The 21360-nt window shown below is 73.3% G+C and carries 17 protein-coding genes and 1 pseudogene; 7 read left to right on the forward strand and 11 right to left on the reverse strand.

Annotation, left to right across the window (positions count from 1 at the left end; translation table 11 throughout):
* Positions 1-122: 122 nt before the first annotated feature.
* On the reverse strand, positions 123-956 hold the full coding sequence (locus ACIHCM_RS06025; RefSeq protein ID WP_399889746.1) for a hypothetical protein: 834 nt from the start codon (positions 954-956) through the stop codon (positions 123-125).
* A 227-nt stretch (positions 957-1183) separates the two neighbouring features.
* Between ACIHCM_RS06025 and ACIHCM_RS06030 the strand changes: the two genes are divergently transcribed.
* Together ACIHCM_RS06030 and ACIHCM_RS06035 are read left to right on the forward strand one after the other, a co-directional pair.
* Positions 1184-1672: a hypothetical protein gene (locus tag ACIHCM_RS06030; RefSeq protein ID WP_399889749.1), complete on the forward strand. Its 489-nt coding sequence runs from the start codon at positions 1184-1186 to the stop codon at positions 1670-1672.
* Between the two features lie 86 nt (positions 1673-1758).
* Positions 1759-2712: a nucleoside hydrolase gene (locus ACIHCM_RS06035; RefSeq protein ID WP_399889752.1), complete on the forward strand. Its 954-nt coding sequence runs from the start codon at positions 1759-1761 to the stop codon at positions 2710-2712.
* Positions 2713-2775: 63 nt separating this feature from the next.
* On the opposite strand, the gene grpE is transcribed toward ACIHCM_RS06035, so the two are convergent.
* The 3 genes from grpE to ACIHCM_RS06050 form a co-directional block, all read right to left on the reverse strand.
* Entirely contained in the window at positions 2776-3222 is a 447-nt protein-coding gene (gene grpE / locus ACIHCM_RS06040; RefSeq protein WP_399889755.1) for a nucleotide exchange factor GrpE, read from the reverse strand.
* Between the two features lie 126 nt (positions 3223-3348).
* Positions 3349-5004, reverse strand: a complete 1656-nt coding sequence (locus ACIHCM_RS06045) for an alpha-amylase family glycosyl hydrolase (protein WP_399889758.1) — start codon at positions 5002-5004, stop codon at positions 3349-3351.
* A gap of 284 nt (positions 5005-5288) precedes the next feature.
* On the reverse strand, positions 5289-6047 hold the full coding sequence (locus ACIHCM_RS06050) for a hypothetical protein (RefSeq protein ID WP_399889761.1): 759 nt from the start codon (positions 6045-6047) through the stop codon (positions 5289-5291).
* Between the two features lie 309 nt (positions 6048-6356).
* Here ACIHCM_RS06050 and ACIHCM_RS06055 point away from each other — a divergent pair, with 309 nt between their 5' ends.
* The 5 genes from ACIHCM_RS06055 (at position 6357) to ACIHCM_RS06075 (ending at position 12921) form a co-directional block, all read left to right on the forward strand.
* Positions 6357-8051, forward strand: coding sequence for a lysyl oxidase family protein (locus ACIHCM_RS06055; RefSeq protein ID WP_399889764.1), 1695 nt, complete (start codon positions 6357-6359; stop codon positions 8049-8051).
* Between the two features lie 184 nt (positions 8052-8235).
* On the forward strand, positions 8236-9660 hold the full coding sequence (locus tag ACIHCM_RS06060) for a condensation domain-containing protein (protein ID WP_399889766.1): 1425 nt from the start codon (positions 8236-8238) through the stop codon (positions 9658-9660).
* 9 nt (positions 9661-9669) lie between these two features.
* On the forward strand, positions 9670-10716 hold the full coding sequence (locus ACIHCM_RS06065; protein WP_399889769.1) for a trypsin-like peptidase domain-containing protein: 1047 nt from the start codon (positions 9670-9672) through the stop codon (positions 10714-10716).
* A gap of 106 nt (positions 10717-10822) precedes the next feature.
* Positions 10823-11008, forward strand: coding sequence for a hypothetical protein (locus ACIHCM_RS06070; protein WP_393103439.1), 186 nt, complete (start codon positions 10823-10825; stop codon positions 11006-11008).
* 38 nt (positions 11009-11046) lie between these two features.
* The gene (locus ACIHCM_RS06075; protein WP_399889774.1) at positions 11047-12921 is read left to right on the forward strand and encodes an HEXXH motif domain-containing protein; all 1875 of its coding nucleotides are present in this window, start codon (positions 11047-11049) and stop codon (positions 12919-12921) included.
* 16 nt (positions 12922-12937) lie between these two features.
* Here the strand turns inward: ACIHCM_RS06075 and fxsT are convergent, their stop codons facing one another.
* The 7 genes and pseudogenes from fxsT to ACIHCM_RS06110 form a co-directional block, all read right to left on the reverse strand.
* Complete coding sequence (fxsT, locus tag ACIHCM_RS06080; RefSeq protein ID WP_399889777.1) at positions 12938-16888, reverse strand: FxSxx-COOH system tetratricopeptide repeat protein; 3951 nt, start codon at positions 16886-16888, stop codon at positions 12938-12940.
* Positions 16889-17095: 207 nt separating this feature from the next.
* Positions 17096-18640 carry a hypothetical protein gene (locus ACIHCM_RS06085; RefSeq protein WP_399889780.1) on the reverse strand — a complete coding sequence of 515 codons (1545 nt, stop codon included), beginning with the start codon at positions 18638-18640 and terminating at the stop codon, positions 17096-17098.
* A gap of 113 nt (positions 18641-18753) precedes the next feature.
* Entirely contained in the window at positions 18754-19062 is a 309-nt protein-coding gene (locus ACIHCM_RS06090; RefSeq protein WP_399889783.1) for a trypco2 family protein, read from the reverse strand.
* Positions 19063-19071: 9 nt separating this feature from the next.
* A pseudogene (locus ACIHCM_RS06095) lies at positions 19072-19545 on the reverse strand (serine hydrolase); the annotation flags it as partial.
* A gap of 257 nt (positions 19546-19802) precedes the next feature.
* On the reverse strand, positions 19803-20006 hold the full coding sequence (locus tag ACIHCM_RS06100; protein WP_007383480.1) for a cold-shock protein: 204 nt from the start codon (positions 20004-20006) through the stop codon (positions 19803-19805).
* Positions 20007-20161: 155 nt separating this feature from the next.
* Complete coding sequence (locus tag ACIHCM_RS06105; protein WP_399890563.1) at positions 20162-20404, reverse strand: MerR family transcriptional regulator; 243 nt, start codon at positions 20402-20404, stop codon at positions 20162-20164.
* 176 nt (positions 20405-20580) lie between these two features.
* Positions 20581-21177, reverse strand: a complete 597-nt coding sequence (locus ACIHCM_RS06110; protein ID WP_399889786.1) for a tellurite resistance TerB family protein — start codon at positions 21175-21177, stop codon at positions 20581-20583.
* Positions 21178-21360: the final 183 nt, after the last annotated feature.

Consider the following 21360-nt stretch of genomic DNA (forward strand, 5'->3'; position numbering starts at 1 on the left):
GCCCCGGTGCGGGGTCGCCCGGGGCTCCGTGAACCTTTCCGCCCCGCACCGCGACTTTCCCGGTGACACGTCGGGACAGGCAGGCGCGGTAAGGGATACCGGGCCCGCGGGGCGCCGGGGTGTCAGACCTGTGCCCGGGCCTGCTTGCGCACCTCCGCGAGCCGCTCGGCCCCCAGCTCGGCGACCGCCTGGGTGACCTCGGTGAAGACCTCGCCGAGCCCGCCGTTGGTGAGGGTGAACGCGTCCTCGCCGACGCGGACGGCGGCGATGTCCAGGGTGAGGGTGGCGGTCTCGCCGCGGTTCGCGCGGGTGACCGTGATCCGCAGCCCCTGCCGCGCGTCACCGAACGCCGGCAGCGCCGAGTCGGCGACCTGCACGTCCTGCACGACGCCGAGCGCGGTGGTGGCCGTGAACTGCCGGCACTTCTGCGGCAGGCTCCCCAGCCAGGTCAGCGCCGCGTCCACCGCCGTGGCCCGCTGGGCGGACACCTGGTAGCGCAGCTGGGCACCGGCGTACCCGTCGTCGAGACCGACGACGGCGCGGGCGGGGGCGCCGAGGAGCTCGTCGCCGTACAGCGCGTCGATCAGCCGCTGGCAGTCGGGCATCCCGGCGGGGGCGGACGCCTTGAGGAATCCGTCCCGCCAGGTGGCGACGCCCTGCGTGGGCGCCCACGGATCCCCGAGATCGGCCTCGGTGACGAGGGCGGACTGGGCCTGGGCGTCGGTGAGGGCGGGAGCGGACTGCGGGGACGTGGCGGAGACCCCGGCCGAGCCGGTGGCCGACCGGGGGGCGGACGCGTAGCGCGCGACGTCGGAGGCGAGCCCGGAACAGCCACCGAGGGCGAGCAGCCCGCTCGCCGACAGGGCGGAGACGAGAAGAAGACGGGCGGCGGAGCGTGGACGCGGGCACGGGGTCATCGGGGTGCCTCCAGGGAACTGCCGACGGGGTACGTCCACGGGAACACCTGAACCGGCAGGTCACCAGCACGCCGGGCCGTACGGGGCGGTCGGTCGGGCCGGATGGGTGAGCGGGTTCGGCCGGGCGGGCCGGAGCCCCGCCGCCCCAGGCCGACCCTCAAATCTCGCGCAAGCTTTCGAAATGGCGTGGCTCCGCCGGACAAACTCTCCGTACCCTTCCGGATACTTGATCGCCGAGCACGCGATCCCCGAGCCGAGGCGGTCCGATGAGCCCAGGACGTACGCACCTGCCCTCCGTCGCCACCTGCGCGCTCCTCCCGCTCCTGGTCGCCGCCTGCACCACCGCCCGGACGCCGGGCGCCGCATCCCCCGCGCCCCCGTCCTCCACGCCCACCCCCGCACATCGCACCGCCTCGGTCACACCCCCGGAGCTCGACGCGGAAGCGGGCGAGACGCTCGCCGGCCGGCACCCGGCCACCCGCGGCAACGGGGCCTTCGCCTACTCGGGCGGCCCGCAGGGCAAGGCGCTCGTCCTCGCGGTCAGCTGCCAGGGAGAAGGCACGATCACCGTGCAGCTCCCGGTCATGGCCTCGTCCTACCGTCCGAACTGCGACCCCGGCACCCCGGCCGTCACCTACAACCAGCTCGTCGTCCCCGAGGCGAGCAAGCCCGGAACGGTCACGGTGACGGCCCCCACGACCACCACCTGGTCGGTGACGGTCGGCCGGACGGACCCCACCCCGACCGATGCGTAGCAGGCGCTACGTCGCCCGGGGCGTGCGCGGCGTAAGGTCGCTCGCGGAGCGAGAGGGCTTGACGGCCCGGTGACCAGGAGGCCCGTATGAACGGTCGGCCCATTCCGGTGATCATCGACTGCGACACCGGCGTCGACGACGCCCTGGCCCTGCTGTTCGCCGTACGGCACCCGGCGATCGACCTGCGCGCGGTCACGTGCGTGGCGGGGAACACCGACGTGGACGGCGTCGTGCGCAACACCCTCACCGTGCTGGAGCAGGCGGGCGCCGGGGACGTGCCCGTCGCCCGGGGAGCCGCCCGGCCGCTGATCGAGGAACCGCGTTCGGCCCGCCATGTGCACGGGCACGACGGGATGGGCGACCTCGGGCTGCCCGCGCCGGCCCGTGCGCCGGTGGACCTGGACGCCGTGACGCTGCTGCGCCGCGAGATCCTCGCCTCCCCGCGGCCGGTGACCCTCGTGCCGACGGCCCCGCTCACCAACATCGCCCTGCTGCTGCGCACCCACCCGGAGGTGACCGCCAACATCGAGCGGATCGTCTTCATGGGCGGGGCGGTGGCCGTCGGGAACGCGACGCCCGTCGCCGAGTTCAACGTGTGGCACGACCCGGAGGCCGCCGCGATCCTGCTCACCGCGGGTGTGCCGATCACGATGTACGGACTGGACGTCTTCACGCGCGTGGTGGTGCCGGCGTCGGACGTACGGCGGCTGCGGGCCGGCTCCGAGCCCGGTGCGCGCCTCGGGGGCGAACTGCTCGCCCACCGGGGGCCGGGTACCGAGGAGGACCCGGCGGGCGGGCTCGGTGACGCGGGGGCCCTCTGCGCGGTCGTCGATCCCGCCGGGCTCACCACGCGTGCGCTGCCCGTCGAGGTGTCGCTCGCGCCGGGCCCGGGCCGTGGGCAGACCGTCGTCGACCTCCGGCCGCGGCCGGGTGAGGCGGAGATCCACGGCGAGGCGGGCGAACAGCCACTGATCGACGTGGCGTTGGACATCGACGAGGAGCGCTACGTGAAGCTCTGGCTGGCGACCGTGGAGGGCTAGTCGTGCGGGGGCCGCCGACGGTACTGGCGCAGCGGCGCGGCGGCGGGAGATTCCGGCGCCGCGCTACTCCGGACCGGTGACCTCGACGCAGGCCGGACGCAGCAGCTGGTCGCCGACCCGGTAGCCGGGGCGCAGGATCGCCGTGCAGGTCGGGCGGGGGCAGGACGGACAGACGTGGTGGGCGAGCGCCTCGTGGCGGCAGGGGTCGAAGGGGTCGCCCACCTCCCCGAACGCCACCAGGCCCAGCGCGCCGGTCTGGACCTGGAGGGTCTCGGAGATCTCCCGCAGCCCCGGCGTCATCGGCTCGTGCGCGCACGCCCGTTCCACCGCGTCCAGCACCGGCAGCAGCCCGCGCAGCACGTTGGCCACCGCGATGTGCCGTACGGCGAGCCGGTCCCGTCGTACCCGTTTGCGGTAGTTGTCGTACTCGGCCTTCACGCGTTGCAGGTCGGCGGTGCGCTCGGCCAGTTCCGCGCGGGTGCTCCCGCCGAAGGCCCGGCTTCCGGCCATCCAGGCCACCTCCTCGCCCACCCCTACGACGTCCGGCGCACGTGAGCTGTGCCTACGAGCCCTGGGTAAGCCGAGGGCCGCGGCTTGTCAAGAGGAGCGAGGACGGCCCCGGGGCCTGTTGCGGCACTAGCGGCCCAGCCAGACCGTGGTGTCCGGGCCCAGGCGTCCGTCGGGCTCCAGGGGCGCGCTGGACAGCAGCGGTTCGCCGGGCGGCAGGGGGGCGGGCCGGCCGGAGAGGTTGGCGAGGCAGCGCCAGCCGTCCGAGCGGGTGAAGTGCAGGACGCCTGGCGGGGTGTCGTCGGACCAGGTCAGTGACTCCCCCTGGAGCAGCTTGCGGCGCAGCCGCAGGGCCGCGCGGTACAGCTCCAGGGTCGAGCCCTCGACCCCGTCCTGGGCCTCGACGGCGTACAGGGCGAAGGTCGCCGGCTGCGGCAGCCAGGCGCCGCCCGCGCCGAAGCCGTACGACGGACCGGTCCTCGTCCACGGGAGCGGCACCCGGCAGCCGTCGCGGCCCTTGCGGGCGTGGCCCGTCTGCTCCCAGATGGGGTCCTGGAGGACGGCGGCGGGCAGGTCGGCGACCTCGGGCAGGCCGAGTTCCTCGCCCTGGTAGACGTACGCCGAGCCGGGCAGCGCCAGCATCAGCAGCGTGGCGGCGCGGGCGCGGCGCAGGCCGGCCACCGGGTCGACGGCGGGCGCGTTCCCGCCGGACAGCAGCCAGGCGTCGGGGTCCGTGCCGGCCGGGAGCATCAGGCGGGTGGCGTGGCGGACGACGTCGTGGTTGGACAGCACCCAGGTCGCCGAGGCGCCGGCCGCGCGGGCGGTGGCGAGGGAGGCGGTGATGACCTCGCGGAGTTCGACGGCGTCCCAACGCGCCTTCAGGTACTCGAAGTTGAAGGCCTGGCCGAGCTCGTCCGGGCGGGCGTACAGCGCGCGGCGGGCGCCGGGTACCCAGGCCTCGGCGACCGCCATCCGGGGCGGCGAGTAGGCGTCGAGGATCTTGCGCCAGTCGCGGTAGATCTCGTGGACCTCGTCGCGGTCGTAGAAGGGGTGGCTGCCCGGGGGCATGGTCGCGAGCGAAGCCTCGTCGCTCAGTTCGGGGGCGCCGAGGTCGCGCAGGGGTTCGGAGAGGTCCTTGGCGAGGGCGTGCGCGACGTCGACGCGGAAACCGTCGACGCCGCGGTCGGACCAGAACCGGAGCGTGGTGCGGAAGTCGGCGCGCACCTCCTCGTTCTCCCAGTTGAGGTCGGGCTGCTGGGGAGCGAAGAGGTGCAGGTACCACTGGCCGTCCGGGACGCGGCGCCAGGCGCTGCCGCCGAAGACGGACTGCCAGTCGGTGGGCGGGAGTTCACCGTGGGCGCCGCGGCCGTCGCGGAAGACGTAGCGGTCGCGGGCGGCGGAGCCGGGGCCGGCGCGCAGCGCCTCCTGGAACCAGACGTGCTGGTGGGAGGAGTGGTTGGGGACGATGTCGACGAGCACCTTCAGGCCCAGCCGGTGGGCCTCGGCGACCATGGCCTCGAAGTCGTCGAGGCTGCCGAGACGGGGGTCGACGTCGCGGTGGTCGGCCACGTCGTAGCCGCCGTCGGCCAGTTCGGACGGGTAGAAGGGGCTGAGCCAGAGGGCGTCCACGCCGAGGGCGGCGAGGTGGGTGAGCCGCTGGGTGATGCCCCTGAGGTCACCGAGACCGTCACCGTCGGCGTCGGCGAAGCTGCGTGGGTAGACCTGGTAGATGACGGCCTGGCGCCACCACTCGGGGCTCTTGGGGGAGAGATCGGGAGTGCTCACTCGGGCTCCTCTGGGTACGGCCGCTGCGCGGTCGGGCTGCTCTGCGCCGGACGATACGAGGACTTTGTCCACAACACCGGAAAGGTGAACCTCGGCGTGTGGGGGTGAGGGGGGCCGGGAGCACGAGGAGCGCGCGAGAGCGTACCCGCGCGTCGCACCCGCCACGGGGAGCCGCACCGGCACGCGCGCCGCTGTCCCCCGGCGCGCCACCGCCACCGGCCGGCGTACGGGGCCGCGGCGGGCGGTGACGGTGTCCTGAAGCCGGCGCGGTGGCCGACGGGGCTTCAGCCGAGGCAGATGACCAGCAGACAGAGCTGGGGCGGTGTGGGCTGCGGCGGCGTGGACTGCGGCGGGGCGGGGGGTGGGGTCCCGGGGGCGGCCGGAGGTGTCTCCGGGGGCGCGGGGGGCGTGGTCTGCCGCGGCGTGGTGGGGGCCGGCTCCGCCGGGGGGACGGGGGAGTCCGACCGGTGCCGCGGGGGCTGGGGGGCCGTGGGGACGGCGACCGGGGTCTCGGGGCGGGCGTTGTGCGGGGCGGGCGTCGTGGGGCGCCGGTGCGAGCGGCTCGCCGTCGCGTCCGTGTCCGGGGACTGCGTCGCGGCCGGGCGGGGCGCGGTGCGCTGCTCCTCCGGCAGGGACCGGCCCGGAGGTATTCGCCCCGCCGGCGTACTCGGTGCGGTGTCCAGGGTCAGCTCCTCGGGCGCCGCGGCCGCCTGGGTGCGGTCGGTGGGGGCGCCGCGTTCCAGGCTCGTGACGGTCAGCCCGCCGCCGACCAGGGCGACCGCCGTCGCCACCAGAGCCCGGCGCTGACTCTTCCTCCAGCGGATCCGCTGCCTGCGCCGGGCCGCGCGGCCCTCCCGCGCGGGGACCGCCACCGCCTCGGGTCCGGGCTCCGGGACCGGCGGGACGTAGGCCGGCTCCGGCTCGGCCTCCCCCCGGGGCTCCGGCGCGATGTCCGGTGCGTAGGCGCCGCATCCGGGGCACACCAGGGCACCGTTGAGATGCCGTCGGCACGAGGAGCAGTAGTCCATCTGCCAGTAGTCCATCTGCGCGGTCTTCCTGAGTCGACGGCCCCCGAACGGCCAGCAACGCTAACGACGGATTCCGGCCACCGTGTGCAGCCGGTGTGACGCTCCTGCACAGATTCACCGGGCCCCGGTCGCCCGCCCGGCACCCCGTTCGCACGAACTCCGGCGTCAACAGGCAACCCGCACACCGGTTTTACCTGTCTCACAGGATGCTCACAGAGTCACGGCCGCCGGGCGCGTGGGGTGCGTCGGTTCAGCGGTGGCCGCGCGGACGTGGGCTGTCCGGTCCGATGCCGCCCACGGGCGGCACTCGCAGACGAGGAACCGATGACCAGTCAGCAACACCGCAATCGTGTGAAGCGTTCGGCGCTCGCCGCCGGCACCGCGCTCACCGTCGTCGTGGGCGGCGCCGCCGTCGCCTCCGGGGCCGACCCGGCGAGCACCACGCCCGGCAAGCCGAAGCTCAAGCTGATCGCCGCGTCGAAGTCCGTGACGCTCGATCGCTGGGAGGGGGAGCCCGGGGTCTACCTGGACCTCGGGACGTACGTGACCGTCGACAACGCGCCACTGGAGTTCAAGGTGACGCGGAAGTCGTACAAGGACCCGGTGGTCGCCCAGCAGGTCCTGCGCAACGGCAGCAGCGTCCGGACCAAGACCCTGCCCGCCGGCCTGGTGAAGGACTTCTCCGGGCTGCCCGGCTTCCTGGAGGTGTCGATCAAGAACGCCGCAGGTCAGGAGGTATCGAAGTCCAAGGGCACCTTCTGCCCGAACAACGCCTCCGGCCGGCTCCGCCCGGACGCCCCGGCCACCTCGCGCTACCCGGAGAGCTGCCCCACGAACCCGTGGACGCTGGGCTCCGTGTGGGGCGTGGAGAAGGGCTGGGCGTCCAACACCAGCACCGTCGACTACGACAAGCCCGTGGACCTGCCGGCCGGCGAGTACACGGCGAAGGTCACGGTGGCGAAGAAGTACCGCGACCTGTTCGGCATCCCGAACAACCAGCCGACCGTCAAGGTGACCGTCCGGGAGATCAGCGACGGTGGTGGCGGAGAGGGCGCGGCCGCCTCGCGCTCCGGCGCGCAGCACGGCGGCCACGGTGCGCACAGCGGGCACGGCGCCGCCGCGCAGGGCGCCCACACCGCCCACCACTACGGCCCGCGCGGCGCCGACGCCCCCACCCCGCCCCAGCTGTCGCACGCCATGGAGGACCGGGGCCGCGCCTCGCACCTGGGCGACGGGCCGGGCCACACGGACGGTTCGCGGATCGCGCCCGCGCTGAAGCCCAACGCGAAGCGGCCCTCCGGGCGCGCGGGCGTTCCGGCGAACGTGCCGAAGCCCGACCTGCGCTCGCTGCCCGCCTGGGACATCGCCATCACGGACGGCGAGGACGGCGACGTACCGGGCAAGGACTACCTCGCGTTCAGCGCGAACGTGTGGAACGCCGGGCCAGCGCCGCTCGTCGTGGACGGGTTCCGCAGCCCGGGCGCGGACCTGATGGACGCGTACCAGTACTTCTACGACGCCAAGGGCAAGCAGGTCGGGTACACGCCCACCGGCACCATGGAGTGGGACCCGCGCGTCGGGCACGAGCACTGGCACTTCACGGACTTCGCCAGCTACCGCCTGCTGAGCGCGGACCAGACGAAGGAGGTGCGCAGCGGCAAGGAGGCGTTCTGCCTGGCCAACACCGACGCCGTGGACTACACGGTGAAGAACGCCAACTGGCACCCGTACAACACGGACCTGTCGACCGCGTGCGGTCAGCAGAACTCCATCTCGGTCCGCGAGGTGCTCGACGTCGGCTCCGGCGACACGTACACGCAGTACCGTCCGGGCCAGTCCTTCGACATCACCGACCTGCCGAACGGCACGTACTACATCCAGGTGATCGCCAACCCGGAGAAGCGGCTCAAGGAGACCAACCTCAACAACAACGTCGCCCTGCGCAAGGTGGTCCTGGGCGGCGAACCGGGCGCCCGCACGGTCAAGGTCCCCCCGCACCACCTGATCGACGCACCCTGACCGGTCCCGCGTGACCGCTCGCCGAACGCCCCCGGCCGCCGTGCCGGGGGCGTTCCCCTGTATGCCCGCCGTTTCTTCCGCCACCCCTGAGCGTTGGTCCCGTTGTGCACTGAGCGATGCCCAGCAGACACGGGTGCCCGGCCGGTCGTCTCCCGTGGGCAGACGAACGGAGAATGCTGTGCGAATGACCGACATCCAGCGCTGCGAGATCCGCCCCGGGCGGCTCGTGGAGTGGACGCTGCACCCGGCGGCGGTGCGGGCCGCGGCCGACATGCCGGAGGACTCCCGGCCGCCGGCGTACGTCCAGGAGTCACATGTGCGCACCGCGCGTTCCGTGCGTGAGGACGGCCTGTTCGTGCCGACCTGGCTCGGCGCGGCCTTCGACATCCCGGGCCGGGTCGACCTCGGCGTGCTCCAGGAGGCCCTGCGGGCCTGGACCCTGCGGCACGAGACGCTGCGCAGCGGCTTCCGCTGGATCGGTGACGAGATGCGGCGCTTCACGCTCGACGCGGACGCCGTGCTCCTGCACCGCAAGGACCAGGGCGCCTTCGGTGACGCGGGCAAGCTGACCCGCTACCTGCAGGACCGGTTCGACACCGTGGCGGACGCGCTCAGCTGGCCCAACTTCATCTACACCGCGGTCGTCCGGGACGACGGCACCAGCGTCTACATGGCGTTCGACCACAGCAACGTCGACGCGCACTCCATCCACCGCATCCCCGCCGAGATCCACGAGCTGTACGCCTCGGCCGCCGACGGCCGGCGCCTCGACGCGCCCGCCGCCGCCAGTTACGTCGACTTCTGCGCCCTGGAGCGCACCGAGGCCGACCGCCTCGACGACACCCACGAAATCGTCAGCCGGTGGCGGGAGTTCATCGTCCAGTGCGACGGCAAGCTGCCCAACTTCCCCGTCGAGCTCGGCCTCGATCCCGAAGGTCCGCTGCCCACGCAGAAGTTCATGCAGGAGATGCTCGTCGACGACGCCGACGCCGCCGCCTTCGAGGCGTACTGCCGCCCCTACGGCGGCAGCCTGGTCGGCGTGCTCGCCGCGACCGCGCTCATCGTCCGTGAGATCGGCGGCCAGCAGGTCTACCGCACGGTCGTGCCCTTCCACACCCGTGTCCGCTCCCAGTGGTCGGACTCCGTCGGCTGGTACGTCGGCGGCGCCCCGATCGAGGTGCCCGTCGCCCAGGCACCCGACTTCGACAGCACCCTGCGCATGGTCCGCGCCGCCCTGCGCGAGAACCGCCCCCTGTCCCGCAAGCCCATCGCCCGCGTACTGAAGCTCCTCGGCGCCGACTTCCGCCCCACCTCCCCCGACCTGTACTCGATCGTCTCCTTCGTCGACGCCCGCGCCACCACCGGCTCCGAGCAGTGGCAGGACCTGAAGGCCTACGGCCTGATCCGGGTGTCGTACGGCGACCAGGTCTGCGTCTGGCTGACCCGCCTCCACGAGGGCCTCCAACTCGCCAGCCGCTACCCGGACACCGACATCGCGCGCAAGAACATGCGGCTGTTCACCGAGCGGCTGCGGGAGCACATCGTCGCCGTGGCCCGGGAGGCCCTCGTCGCCGGCCGCTCCGGCGTACGCCCCACGCCCCACGGGTAGGGGACCGGTGTGACGGACCCGGGGGAGCGAGGGCTGGACGCGGCGCGCGTCGCCGAGGTCGTCGTCGGCGGCCGGCCCGGACGGCGGGGCTCCGGATACCGGGTGACCACCGGCTGTGTGCTGACGGCCGCCCATGTCGTGGCCGGTCCCGTCGGCCGGCTGAGCGTCCGCTTCGACGCCGACCGGCCCGGTGAGTGGAGCGCCGAGGCCGAAGTCGTCCTGCTCGAGGAGGCCGCCGACGTCGCCCTGCTGGAGCTGACCCGCCTGCCGCCCGGCCACGCCGACGTCCCCGCCGCCCGCTACGCCGCCGTCCCGGACGCCGACGTGGTGCTGCCCTTCAGCGCCATGGGCTTCCCCCGCTTCAAGCTCCGCGAAGACGCCGGTGCACCCGGCCGGTACCGCGACTCCTGCCATGTCACCGGCACCGTCTCCGTCCTGTCCAATCGCCGCGAGGGCACACTCGAACTGGCCGTCCCCGTCCCGCCCGCCGACGTCGAGCCGGAGCGCTCACCCTGGGAGGGCATGTCCGGCGCGGCGGTGTGGTGCGGGGGCGCGGTGACAGGCGTGGTGAGCGTGCACCACCGCGCCGACGGCCTGGGCAGGCTCGCGGCCCGGCGGGTGGAGCGGTGGTACGACGAGCTGTCCCCGGACGCGCTGGAGCGGCTCGGCCGGTACGCCGGGCTGCCGCCCCGCGCCGCGCTCGCGTCCGCCGGCGCCCCGGCCGCTTCCCGCCCGGTGGCCCCGCTGACCGGGCTCCCCGGCGAACTGCCCCTGCGGGAACTGGTCGGCCTGGTGGACGCGCTCACGGCCCTGCCCCTGCTGCGCGGCCCGAACGGCATGACCCTGCTGCTGGACAGCATCAGCGACCGGATCGCCGCCAACAGCCCCCGCGACCCCCGGCTGCGCATGGACGTCTACGGCATCCTGCGCACCTGCCTGCGCTATCCGGGCACCCTCGATCAACTCCTCGAAGCGGTACGGCTGCTGGAAGGGCCGTCGCCGGAACTGGAGCGGGTCGACCGGGCCGCCGCCCGGCTGGCCGGGCGCCACCACTGACGTGATCTCGCCGGGGCGGCCGGGATGTGGGGTTTCGACTTGTGGTCCGCTGGGTCATGATGGTTGGGAGCCGACAGCGCGCTGACTCGTAGGCACGGGAGGGGACTTGGCAGCCGTGGAGGAAACGATGCCTGCCGTCGAGTCTTGTCTCGTCGATCTCTCGGGGGTCTCACTTGAAGCGCTGCGCTCCATGGACGGCACGGCCTTTACCGAGTCGCTGGAGCAGTTGCTGCGCCACATCGACGGCCCGCAGGCCATCACGGTGTCGTACAACCCGTCCCGGTTCGACTGACCCGGCCTGCGTGACGGGCATCGACCCGTGGAGGACGCGTGGCCGCTGACGCCATGACGGCCGGGGACCTTCCACGTTTCCACCGGCTGTCGCCGGCCGGCGCCCTGGCGCTCTCCCACGGGGACGGGGACGGCGCGCTCGTGACGGAACTGCTCGGCGCGGAGCGCAGCCGTCGCCTGCTGCTGTTGCGGGCCCTGGACAACGCGCTGTCCCGCGACGACGACCCCCGCGTGTCCTACGCCCGGGCCTGGGCGCTGCTGGAGCGGGCGCAGCAGCGGGCGCCCGAGGCGTTCGAGGAGGTCCTGATGTCCCCCAACACGGGGATGTGGGTCTCCCTCGCGGTGCGCCGGATGCGCGGACGTGTCTACGAGGAGGCCCCGCGGTGGGTGGCCGTCGGCCATCTGGCGGCGCTGGCCGCGGCCGCGGGCACGCGGGCCGGGCTGGACTTCTCGATCACCGTCCCGGTGCGCCGCGGGCTGGTTCCCCTGCCGACGCTGGGCTGCGCCGTCCTGCCGGACACCGAGCAGTGGGACACCGCCGAGGTGACGGGGAGCGCGGGCCGGCTGCGGGTCACGGGCGCGCGCGGAGCGGTCGTCGAGGTCGCGCCCGGCTGGGACCGGCGCGGACCCGGATGGCTTCCGGTGCGCAGGCTGACGCTCGGATCCGGGCCGGACGCGAAGTCGCTGGTGCTGGAGGAACTGGACCCGTACCGGACCTTCCCCGCCCCGAGCGAGCCCCGGCCGCTGTCCACGGCGGAGGCGGCGGCCTGGGAGTCGATGCTCGACGAGGCCTGGACGATCCTGCTGCGCGACGACCCGGTCAGTGCCGCCGCCATGCGCCACGGGCTGATGTCGGTGGCCCCCACCCCGACGAGAGAAAGGTTTCGGCCGCACAGCAGCACGGCGGGCGACGCCTTCGGCGGGATCACGGCCTCCCGCCCCGACGACGTACCCCAGCTCGCCGCGACCCTGGTCCACGAGTTCCAGCACACCAAGCTGGGCGGCCTCATGCACCTGGGCCCGCTGACCGAGCAGGCTCCCGACCCGCCGACGCCCGCGTGGCTGTGCTACGCCCCCTGGCGCGACGACCCCCGTCCGCTCGGCGGACTGCTCCAGGGCATCTACGCCTTCCTCGGCGTGACCCGGTTCTGGCGCGCCCACCGGCACAGCGCCGACCCCGCGTACGCCCCGCTGGCCCACTTCGAGTTCGCGATGTGGCGCACCCAGGTGTGGTCCGTGCTCGGCGAGGTCCGCGGGCACGAGCAGCTGACGCCGCTGGGGCGCCGGGTGCTGGACGGGCTGAGCGAGCGGTGCGCCGAGTGGATGGGCGACGAGGTGCCCGCGGCCGAGCTGCGGCTGGCCCACGAGGTGGCCGGGGATCACCTGACCCGCTGGCGGGCCCACCATCTGCGTCCCGCCGCCGCCGCCGTGGACGAGGCCGTACGCGCCTGGCGGCGCGGCGCCGCCCGGCCGCCTGCCGCCCTGGCCGCCGAGCCCGACGTCGTCCCCGACACCGAGGCCCGCCACCTGGACAGCGCCGCCGTCCTCGCCCGCCACCGGCTCAGCGATCCCGACGGGACCTGGCGGCACACCCTGGCCGGGAGCGTCGACGGCGTCGAGGCGCCCGACGTGCTGCTGATCCGCGGTGACCGCGAGGCGGCCCGGGCCGTCTACGCCGACCGGCTGACCCGCAAGGGGGCGCCCGTGGCCGCCTGGGCGGGACTCGCCCGCGCCCTGTCCGGCGACCCGTCCCACGAGGCGGCCGCGACGCTGCTGCGCGGCTTCCCCGAACGGGCCCGGGCCGTGCAGGACGCCCTCGTCGCGGCGACCGGCCGGGGCGCCGACCCCGTACGCCTGGCGGCATGGCTGGGGCAGGACCAGGGCCTGCCCGGCCGGCCCGCCCTTCGGTCCTAGGACGGGCCCCGGGGCCTCACAGGGGCAGCGGGTCGATGTCGCAGTTGGCGCGCTCGCCGTCGCGGAACTGGGCGGTCGCCGGGTGCGCGGAGCCCGCCTCCACCTGAAGCCCGGGGGCGTCCAGGACGCGCTCCATGCGTGCCAGGGTGTCGGCGCGCAGGGCGGCACCCCGCTCCTGCTCGCCGACGGAGACGAGGTCCGCCGACAGGTTGCCCGCGCAGACCAGCGTCGTGGGGTGGTCCTCCCCGAACGTGGTCCGGCACAGCGCCAGCGTGTCCTCGCCCCGGAGCCGGGCCTCCTCGTGGAGGCCGAGGGCGGCCAGGTCGCTGGCCAGGTTGACGGCGCAGATCAGGGCGAGCGGATGCCCGGCACCGAGCCGGTCGGACAGCGAGCCCAGCGCCGTCTCGTCCAGGCGCCGCGCCTCCTCGGCCCCGCCGAGCAGTCGCAGGGTGACGGCCAGGTCGACGTCGGCGGACAGGACGTGCGGGTGGTGCGGGTCGTAGATCTGCCGGTAGCCCTCGCAGGCCTTCAGGCCCCGGGTGCGGGCCGCCTGGAGGTCGCCGTTCTGCCGCAGCGCCACCGACAAGGTCAGCGCGGCGGCCAGCGAGCGGGGGTGGGTGTCGCCGTAGCGGCGGGTGAACTGGGCGTGGGCCTCGGTGGCCAGCTCCAGCGCGCGCAGGTGGTCGCCCTCCTTGCGGCAGGCCTCGCTCAGCTGGCGCATGGTCTCGATCGTGGCCGGGTTGCCCTGCCCGAAGACGTCCTGGTAGGCGACCAGTACGGACTGGTGCAGGGCGCGGGCACCGATGTAGTCGCCGGTCTCGCGCACGTCGATGGCCACGTTGTTCTCGGTGGTCAGGGCACGCTGGTCGTTCCGCCCGAACAGGCGCAGCTTCCGGTCCAGAGTGCGCCGGTCGAGCTCCAGCGCCTGGCGGAAGTCGCCGACCAGACGCAGGCTCACACCGAGGTTGTGGGCGATGTTGAGCGTCGTCGGGTCGTCCTCGCCGAAGGCCCGGTGGGCGCGTTCGTAGGCGACCCTGTCCAGTTCGGCGCCGATGGCGAAGCGGCCCTCGACGCGGCGTACGGCCGCCTCCAGCTGGATCGCGTCGAGCGCGTCCTCGCGGGTGTCCTCCTGGTCGGCCGGGGCGGTGCGGTCGTAGACCTCCCTGAGGTGGGCCACCAGCCGGGCCGCGTCGTCGAACCGGCCCACCACCCAGTACATGAAGCACAGCCACTGCCCCATCAGCAGGGTCTGCTGGTCCTCCTCGCCGAAGATGGCCGTCCAGGACTCCCAGGCCTGCTCGGAGAAGTCGAGCGAGACGTCGTGGTCGCCCCAGTAGTAGAGGTACTCCGCGATGTTCCGCACCAGCTGGCGTACCCACGGCTGGTCGGACTTGATCGCGTCGGAGGCGATCACATGGCTGTAGAGCTCCGCATAGCGAGGCCAACTCGCGGGGGCGGTCGGTGTCTTGGGGTCGGCGGCGGCCAGTAGGGTGTGGGCGCCGTTGCGCATGCGGGACTGCTCCTCGGGGTTCATACGGTTGTTCAGGACGAGCTGCACCAGGCGGTGCATCTCGATGGAGTTCGTACGGTGGTCGATGCGGGCGAGGGAGTAGCGGTTCACCTCCCTTATCGCCCGGGCGAGCCGCATCGGGTCGTTCAGCGCCGCGTCCAGCTCGGGGAAGATGCTGCTGTTGCCGAGGCCGGAGAAGATCGACCGGGAGATCGGGTCGGGCGCGAAGTAGGAGCACAGCTGGAGCAGCCGCAGCGCCGAGGGGCTGCGGGTCTCCAGGTGGTCGAGGGAGACGTTCCAGGCGGCGGCCACGGGGAGTTGGTAGTCCGGCGGCGGCGCCACTTCGAGCAGCTCCATGCGCTTGTTCTCGAACAGCCGCAGATACTCCGACGCGGGCATGCCGGTCTCCGCGCGCCAGGCTGCCGCCTGTTCCAGGGCCAGCGGCAGGTCGCCGAGTGCCTCGGCCAGCGCGTCGGCCTCCTCCTCCCTGAGCGGCGGTCCGGAGCGGCGCAGCAGCTCCTTGCTCTCCTCGCGGGTGAACACGTCCACTTCGAGGGAGCCGCCCACCTGGCCCCAGCGCCGGTTGCGGGAGGTGACCAGGATGGTGCCGTTGCCGCCCGGCGGGAAGTAGTGGCGGACCTGCTCGGGATTGTCCGCGTTGTCGAAGATCAGCAGCCAGCGGGAGAAGGGCCGGCCCTCGCGCAGCGCCTCACGGACCGCGGGTCCGGCGATGTTGGCCTCGGTGGTGGTCACCAGCCCGAGCCGCTGGGCCAGTTCCACCAGCGCCTGACCGATCTGGCCGGGCCGCTCGGCGGGGATCCACCACACGATGTCGTACTCGGACTGGTGGCGGTAGGCGTACTCGATGGCGAGCTGGGTCTTGCCGACGCCGCCCATGCCGTGGATCGCCTCCGGCAGCACGGTCGTGGTGCCCTCGCGCAGCCGCTGGCCGAGCAGTTCCAGCAGCTCGGTGCGCCCGGTGAAGTTCGGGTTGCGCGGCGGCAGATTCCCCCAGACCCGCGGCTGTGTCGTGCGGTCCCCCGTCTCCACGGTCCGCTGGGGTGTTGTCGGCATCTGCGAGGCTCCTTCGGAGGCGGTCCGGGGGGCGGGGCCGGTGGCGGCGTCAGGCACGCGGGCCGGTGCCGGCGGCCCCGGCACTCCAGGTCGTGATTTCTCCAGGCTGACCGCGTAACGCCGATCGTGCCAGCTCAGCACCTGCGCCAGCATGGCGGCACGCTGGTCGTATCGGCCCGACAGTGCGCGCAGGGCGGTCAGCTCCACCCGGAGGAAGGCGACGTTACGGCTGCTGACGTGCGGCAGCGCGAGGGTGTCCAGCGGCTCGGCGGGCGACGGCAGCAGGGTGCGGGCGAGGCCGTCCGCGGCGAACAGGGCACGCACCTCGCGCAGTACCCGCCCGGTGGCGCTGCGCCGCCCCAGCGCCAGCAGCTCTTCGCGGATGTCGGGGGCGAAGGTGAACGCCACGTCCGCCGGTCCCTCGTCGTGCTCCCAGGTGGGCCGCACCAGACCGCTGATGAGCAGCTCGGAGACATGGACCGGACCGGCGTCCGGGGTGGTGGCGACGATCCGGCGGATGACGGGCAGGCTGAGCGGCGCGGCGGCCAGCCGGGTCGCCAGGGTGAACCCGGTGGGACTGGCGACGGCCCGGAAGTCGCTGACCCGTTCGGCGGCGGGCAGGGTGCTGAGCGGGTCGGGCAGTTCCTCCGCCCAGGGCAGCGCGCGGGCCGCGTCGGGCCTGCTCTTCCACTCCCGGGCCTGGATGGCGGCCAGATCCAGCCATTCGGGCTCCGGCCCGGACACCAGCCGGATGAGCGCGCCGGCCCACCGCCCGGTCAGCGCCAGCACGGGTACGACGACGGCGGTGCCGTCCTCCTCGGCGGCCGGCTCGCCGGTCTCGCCCAGCCCGGCGGGGGGTTCACGCTCCTCCCAGTCCCAGGAGCTGTTGGGGGCCCAGCCGCGCGGGGCGCGGATACGCACCCGGTGCACGTCCAGACCGGTGCGGAACCACAGTTGCTGCGGCAGCAGATGCACCACGGCGACCGGGGAGGTCCGCGCCCAGCCGCGCAGCAGCGGCTGGACGGCGCCGAGCCGCCAGCCGGCCGCGAGGCCGTCGGTGAGCACCAGCACCACGCGGCCGCCGTCCTCCGGTGCCGGGCCGAGCGGTTCCTCGGGGCTGACCCGGGCCGGAGCGGTCTCGTCGGTGCCGAGCAGCCGTAACACCCGCACGCGGGAGAAGGTGCCCGCGCGTTCGAGTTCCTCGATCAGATCGTCGCGTACCGTCTCGTGCCACACCCGCATGGTGGGGTGGGCGTCGATGACCAGAACCGCTTCCGCGGGCCGGGGCCCGCAGGGCTGCTGCCCGAGCCGGCCGAGGACCTGGGCGGCCTCCCGGCGTTCCCGTGCGGCCTCTCCCGGTCGCCGGCCATCGTCATCATGCATGCGTGCCCTCAAGGCGTCGTAGTGACGATGAGCGGGTGGCGGAGCCGCACGGACCCCCGGCACGCGTGACAGCCACGGGCAAAGCCTCGCAGCGGTTCCGCTCGTGAAGCAAGTACGCACGGGGGCTCGCGCAGGGTGTACGCGAAAGCATGACGGAAGCACCGGGGCCGACCTGGAACACAGGCGGGCGGTTACGCGCACGCTCGTTCAATTCGGGTCCCCCTTCGGCTCGCGGGCGGGCGGTCCGTGCACCCGTGCCCCGGTCGGCCGCTCGCCCCGCGCATGGTCGGGGCCCGGGGGCACGGGTCTGCGTTCCGGGTCGTCGAGCAGGATCGCCAGATGGCGCCCCACGTGGTTGTCCCACCCCTCGGGGCCCATGGCCAGCGCCTCCTTGCGCCATCTTCCGGTCCGCTCCAGCAGACCGGCCAGCCCGCGGTCCTGCACGATGTCGGCGACGGCCTCCTTGAAGGCCGGGTCGGAGCAGTCGCCGCGGTGCCAGATCATGGCCGGGACCCCCGCCCGCAGGCCCGCGAGATACGCCTGCCGGCTGGAGACCGAGTCCGTACCCGGCGGTTCGCCGAGCACCAGGCAGACGGCGTGCTCGTCCTCCTTCAGTTCCCGCTCCAGATGGAAGTGGGAGTGGCCGGGCCGGTTCCAGTACGAATGGGTGTCGGCCGGACGCTCCTTGAAGTGCCGCCACTTGTTGTGCCAGGGGCGGTGCCAGGAGGCTCTGCGCAACCGCTCGAAGCTGCGCACCAGGACGGCGTAGTCCATCACCAGCGGGGTCGGGGAGGGTGAGCCGGACTCCTTGTGCCACCACTCGACAGGTTCGCCGAGCATTTCCCACGGGAGGATGAACTCCAGCACCACCGGCTGACGCAGATCCGACCAGCGTTCCTCCGTCTGCTCTATCAGCAGTTCGACCTCCGCGGGGAGTTCGTCGCGGTGCAGATGCAGGGTCTCGCCGGGGACCGGATGCCAGCCCTCCGCGTCCGACTGACGCCAGTGGGAGAGGTAGTAACGGTCGCGGTCCACGCCGTCCGGTTCGAACTGGATCATCAGATACGCCGGCATCAGCGAGGACGTGACCGGCTCGGGCGCGCCGCCGCGCTGCCACTGGGCCATCTTGTCCTCCAGACCCCAGGTGCGGGCCTGCCGGCGGTTCCAGCGGCGCAGCTCCTCGGCCGCGTCCCGCTGCCCGTCCTCGACCAGGTGGTCGGCGGCCAGGGACACGAAGGCCATGCTCACCGGCAGCTCTTTCGCCACCGCGTTGTCCCCGGCCAGGCGCAGGAACACCGCCCAGCCCGTGTCGCACCACGCCGGCAGCTCCTGGGTGCGTGAACGGCTCGCCCGGCGGGCCATCGCCGCCAGCGTGGAGGCGGAGCGGATCTCCCCGAGCAGCGGCCGCAGCGGATGCAGGTCGGCCCCGTCGTAGAAGTCGACGGCCTCCCACTCGTCCACCAGACGGCGCAGTGCCGTCACGGTGGTCGACTGCTGCTCGACGTAGCCCAGACAGCGCACCAGGCACGGCATTCCGTCCGGGACGCCCGTGCACTTCTCCACCAGATGAAGCAGCCAGGGCCGTAACGCCTCGCCGCGTAACGGCTCCACCGGCTCGCCGAGTTCCTCGCCCAGCATGGTCACCAGCAGGTCCGCGCTGCTCGTGTGCCGCATCGTGGCCGACTCCTGAAGGATGTCCACGACCTCGGCCACCAGCTCGTTGCGGACCCGTGCAGGGCTGCGCCCTTCCACCCCCGTGACCTCCCGACCGCCACCAGTCCCGCCTGAGTTACCACTGACAGTGCCGACCAGCGTACGGCCAGTCGTCCCCCCACGTCAGGGGGTCGAAGCGAGCGCCCTGCGGCTCACCGCTCGCCTTCCACCTCGGCACCGGTGACGAGCACGTCATGGTGCGTGCCGTCCGGTGCGACGAGCTTCGGCTGGAGGGTCAGGCAGATCCGGTGCGTGCGCGACGACTCGACCTGCGCGTCACCGCCCGCCTCCACCACCCAGAACCGCACTTTTCCCCCGGCTCCGCCCGTCCGCCCCACGGCGACGGTCGCCTCGATCTCCACCGGCCCGAGTTCGAACCGCACGGGGCCGTCGCCGCCACCGGCCAGCGCGGAGTTCAGCTCGTGCCTCAACTCCCGGATCATTTCGGCTAGTTCGACCATGCCGGGATCCTAGCCCCTGGCGTCGCGCTCCCGTCCGCCTCGCGACGCGTCGCCGGCGCGCAGGGACTCGACCGCCAGTCCGGCCGTCGTACCGATGACCGCGTCGGCCGCCGGGAGGGTGGCCGCCGGGTTGGCGGTGCGGGTGAAGACGGCCACGGCGTGGCGGCCGCCGTCGGGGTACTCGACGACGCCGACCTCGTTGCGCAGCGTCGGCAGAGTGCCGGTCTTGCCGGCGACATGGACGTCGTCGAAGGGGAAGCCGGAGGCCAGGCGGTGCGGCCAGACCTGGAGGCCGAGCAGGCGCCGGACCGCCGCGGCCTGCTCGGGCGCGCAGGCCTCGTCCCGCCGGACGGCGCTCAGCAGACGGGTCATGTCACGGGGGGTGCTGCGGTTGGTGCGGGCCGGGTCGAGCGCCCTGAGGCGGGTCAGGACGTGCGGGTCGGTCAGGACCCGGGCGCCACCGGGGCCGGCGTCCTGGCGCAGGGTGGCGAGGAGTTCGGCCGGGCCAACGACATCGCGATCGTCCGGCCACCCCGCGGCGAACCGCGCGTCCTGGCCGTGATGACGGACCGCCGCGGTCACGGCACCCCGCCGAAGGAGGCCCTGATCGCCGAGGCCGCACGCCAGGTGATGGCCGACCTCGCCGGAGGGCGGGCGCTGCCGGGAGATTCGCGGGCCGTTTCCGGGAATGCGTCGGGGCCCGCACCCGAATGGGTGCGGGCCCCGATCTGCAATACGCGTCAGGCGGGAACGATGTTCTCGGCCTGCGGGCCCTTCTGGCCCTGCGTCACGTCGAAGGTCACCTTCTGGCCTTCCTGAAGCTCGCGGAAGCCGGAGGTGGCGATGTTCGAGTAGTGAGCGAACACGTCGGCGCCGCCACCGTCCTGCTCGATAAAGCCGAAGCCCTTTTCCGCGTTGAACCACTTCACGGTGCCAGATGCCATATTCAATCTCCCTTAAAAACGAGTGCTCCTGTCACGCTAGCACAGTCCTGGGTTTATGGCCTGGGTATTTCCGGTGCATCTGAATTCTGTTTTTGGCTGCACAAATTCTGCAGCTGCCGCGACAGATATGCGTGGCTCTCCGGCTCGTGGTCCTCTTACTGGCCCTTGAGCTGCCGCCGGGCCTCCGCCAGTTGGTCCTCCAGGGTGATGATGCGGCAGGCGGCGTCGATCGGCGTGCCCTGGTCGACCAGTTCGCGGGCACGCGCCGCCATGCGCAGCTGGTGGCGGGAGTAGCGGCGGTGGCCGCCCTCCGAACGCAACGGTTCGATCAGCCTGGCCTCGCCGAGGGCTCGCAGGAAGGCAGGCGTGGTGTCGAGCACGGCGGCGGCCCGGCCCATGGTGTAGGCGGGGTAGTCGTCGTCGTCGAGGTTGTCGACGGTGAAGGCGGGATCATCAGGCACGCGATCAGGGGGCACACAAAAACCCTAGCCTGAGCGAGGGGCGATATCTGCGTCGGCCGCAACAGAATCGCCCCTCGTCGCCCGCCCGGCGTCCAGCGGGACGGCCGGTGCGATCAGAGGCCGAACTCCTGCGGAGACAGGCCCAGCACCGAGCACGCCTCCCGCAGCACCTGCTCCTCGGCCGGCGCGATGTAACCGTCGGCCCCGGCGATGACGAAGCCGGTCTGGACGACCGCACGGGCCTCCGCCGGCTTCTTCGCCGCCTTGGCGATCTCCTGAAGGGCCTGGTTCTTGCCCTGCGGGAAGTCGAACGTCAGCTGGTCGACGTGCTTGCTGAACCGCTGGCGCAGCTGCTCCGGCGGGAAGTTCTGCAGGACGTCGTTGTTCAGGATCAGCGACTCCATCTGCTGCCGCTCGGTCGGGTCGACATGCCCGTCCGCCGCCGCGACCAAGGCGCACATGGCCATGCTGGCGTCCCGGTAGGCACCGCTCTTCAGCTCCGTCTTCAGCGAGCTGAGCTGCGACTTCAGTGTGCTCACCAGCTGGGCCCGCGAGCCGCCGGAGGATCCGGAACCCGGCCGGCCGTGACCGCCGAACGCGCCCTGACCCGCGGGCCCGCCGTGGCCGCCCTGCGCGCCGGAGCCGCGCGCCCCCTGGGCCTGCTGCTGCAGGCCCTTGGCCTGGTCCTTGATCCGATCCCACATAGCCATCCCGTGCCACCTCGGCTTCAGCCGTGTCGTTCCGGTCGTCGGTGTGCGTGCGCACACGTCGTCGTGGCAACGCCTGCCCCGTCCCCGAAGTTCCATGGCAGCGCCCGGACGGCCCAAGGCGGGGTGACGCAGATCACTCCGGCGCGACGATCACTTGTCCGCCCCCCGCCGGTCAACACCGCG

It is taken from the genome of Streptomyces sp. NPDC052023 (assembly GCF_044548465.1).
In the GTDB taxonomy this organism is placed as follows: Bacteria; Actinomycetota; Actinomycetes; order Streptomycetales; family Streptomycetaceae; genus Streptomyces.

Excerpts from the sequence above, each read along its gene's own strand:
- ACIHCM_RS06030 (WP_399889749.1), top strand. The coding sequence starts at position 1,184 with ATGAGCCCAGGACGTACGCACCTGCCCTCCGTCGCCACCTGCGCGCTC.
- ACIHCM_RS06035 (WP_399889752.1), top strand. The coding sequence starts at position 1,759 with ATGAACGGTCGGCCCATTCCGGTGATCATCGACTGCGACACCGGCGTC.
- grpE (WP_399889755.1), bottom strand. The coding sequence starts at position 3,222 with ATGGCCGGAAGCCGGGCCTTCGGCGGGAGCACCCGCGCGGAACTGGCC.
- ACIHCM_RS06050 (WP_399889761.1), bottom strand. The coding sequence starts at position 6,047 with ATGGACTACTGGCAGATGGACTACTGCTCCTCGTGCCGACGGCATCTC.
- ACIHCM_RS06055 (WP_399889764.1), top strand. The coding sequence starts at position 6,357 with ATGACCAGTCAGCAACACCGCAATCGTGTGAAGCGTTCGGCGCTCGCC.
- ACIHCM_RS06060 (WP_399889766.1), top strand. The coding sequence starts at position 8,236 with ATGACCGACATCCAGCGCTGCGAGATCCGCCCCGGGCGGCTCGTGGAG.
- fxsT (WP_399889777.1), bottom strand. The coding sequence starts at position 16,888 with ATGCATGATGACGATGGCCGGCGACCGGGAGAGGCCGCACGGGAACGC.
- ACIHCM_RS06090 (WP_399889783.1), bottom strand. The coding sequence starts at position 19,062 with ATGGTCGAACTAGCCGAAATGATCCGGGAGTTGAGGCACGAGCTGAAC.
- ACIHCM_RS06100 (WP_007383480.1), bottom strand. The coding sequence starts at position 20,006 with ATGGCATCTGGCACCGTGAAGTGGTTCAACGCGGAAAAGGGCTTCGGC.
- ACIHCM_RS06105 (WP_399890563.1), bottom strand. The coding sequence starts at position 20,404 with ATGGGCCGGGCCGCCGCCGTGCTCGACACCACGCCTGCCTTCCTGCGA.
- ACIHCM_RS06110 (WP_399889786.1), bottom strand. The coding sequence starts at position 21,177 with ATGGCTATGTGGGATCGGATCAAGGACCAGGCCAAGGGCCTGCAGCAG.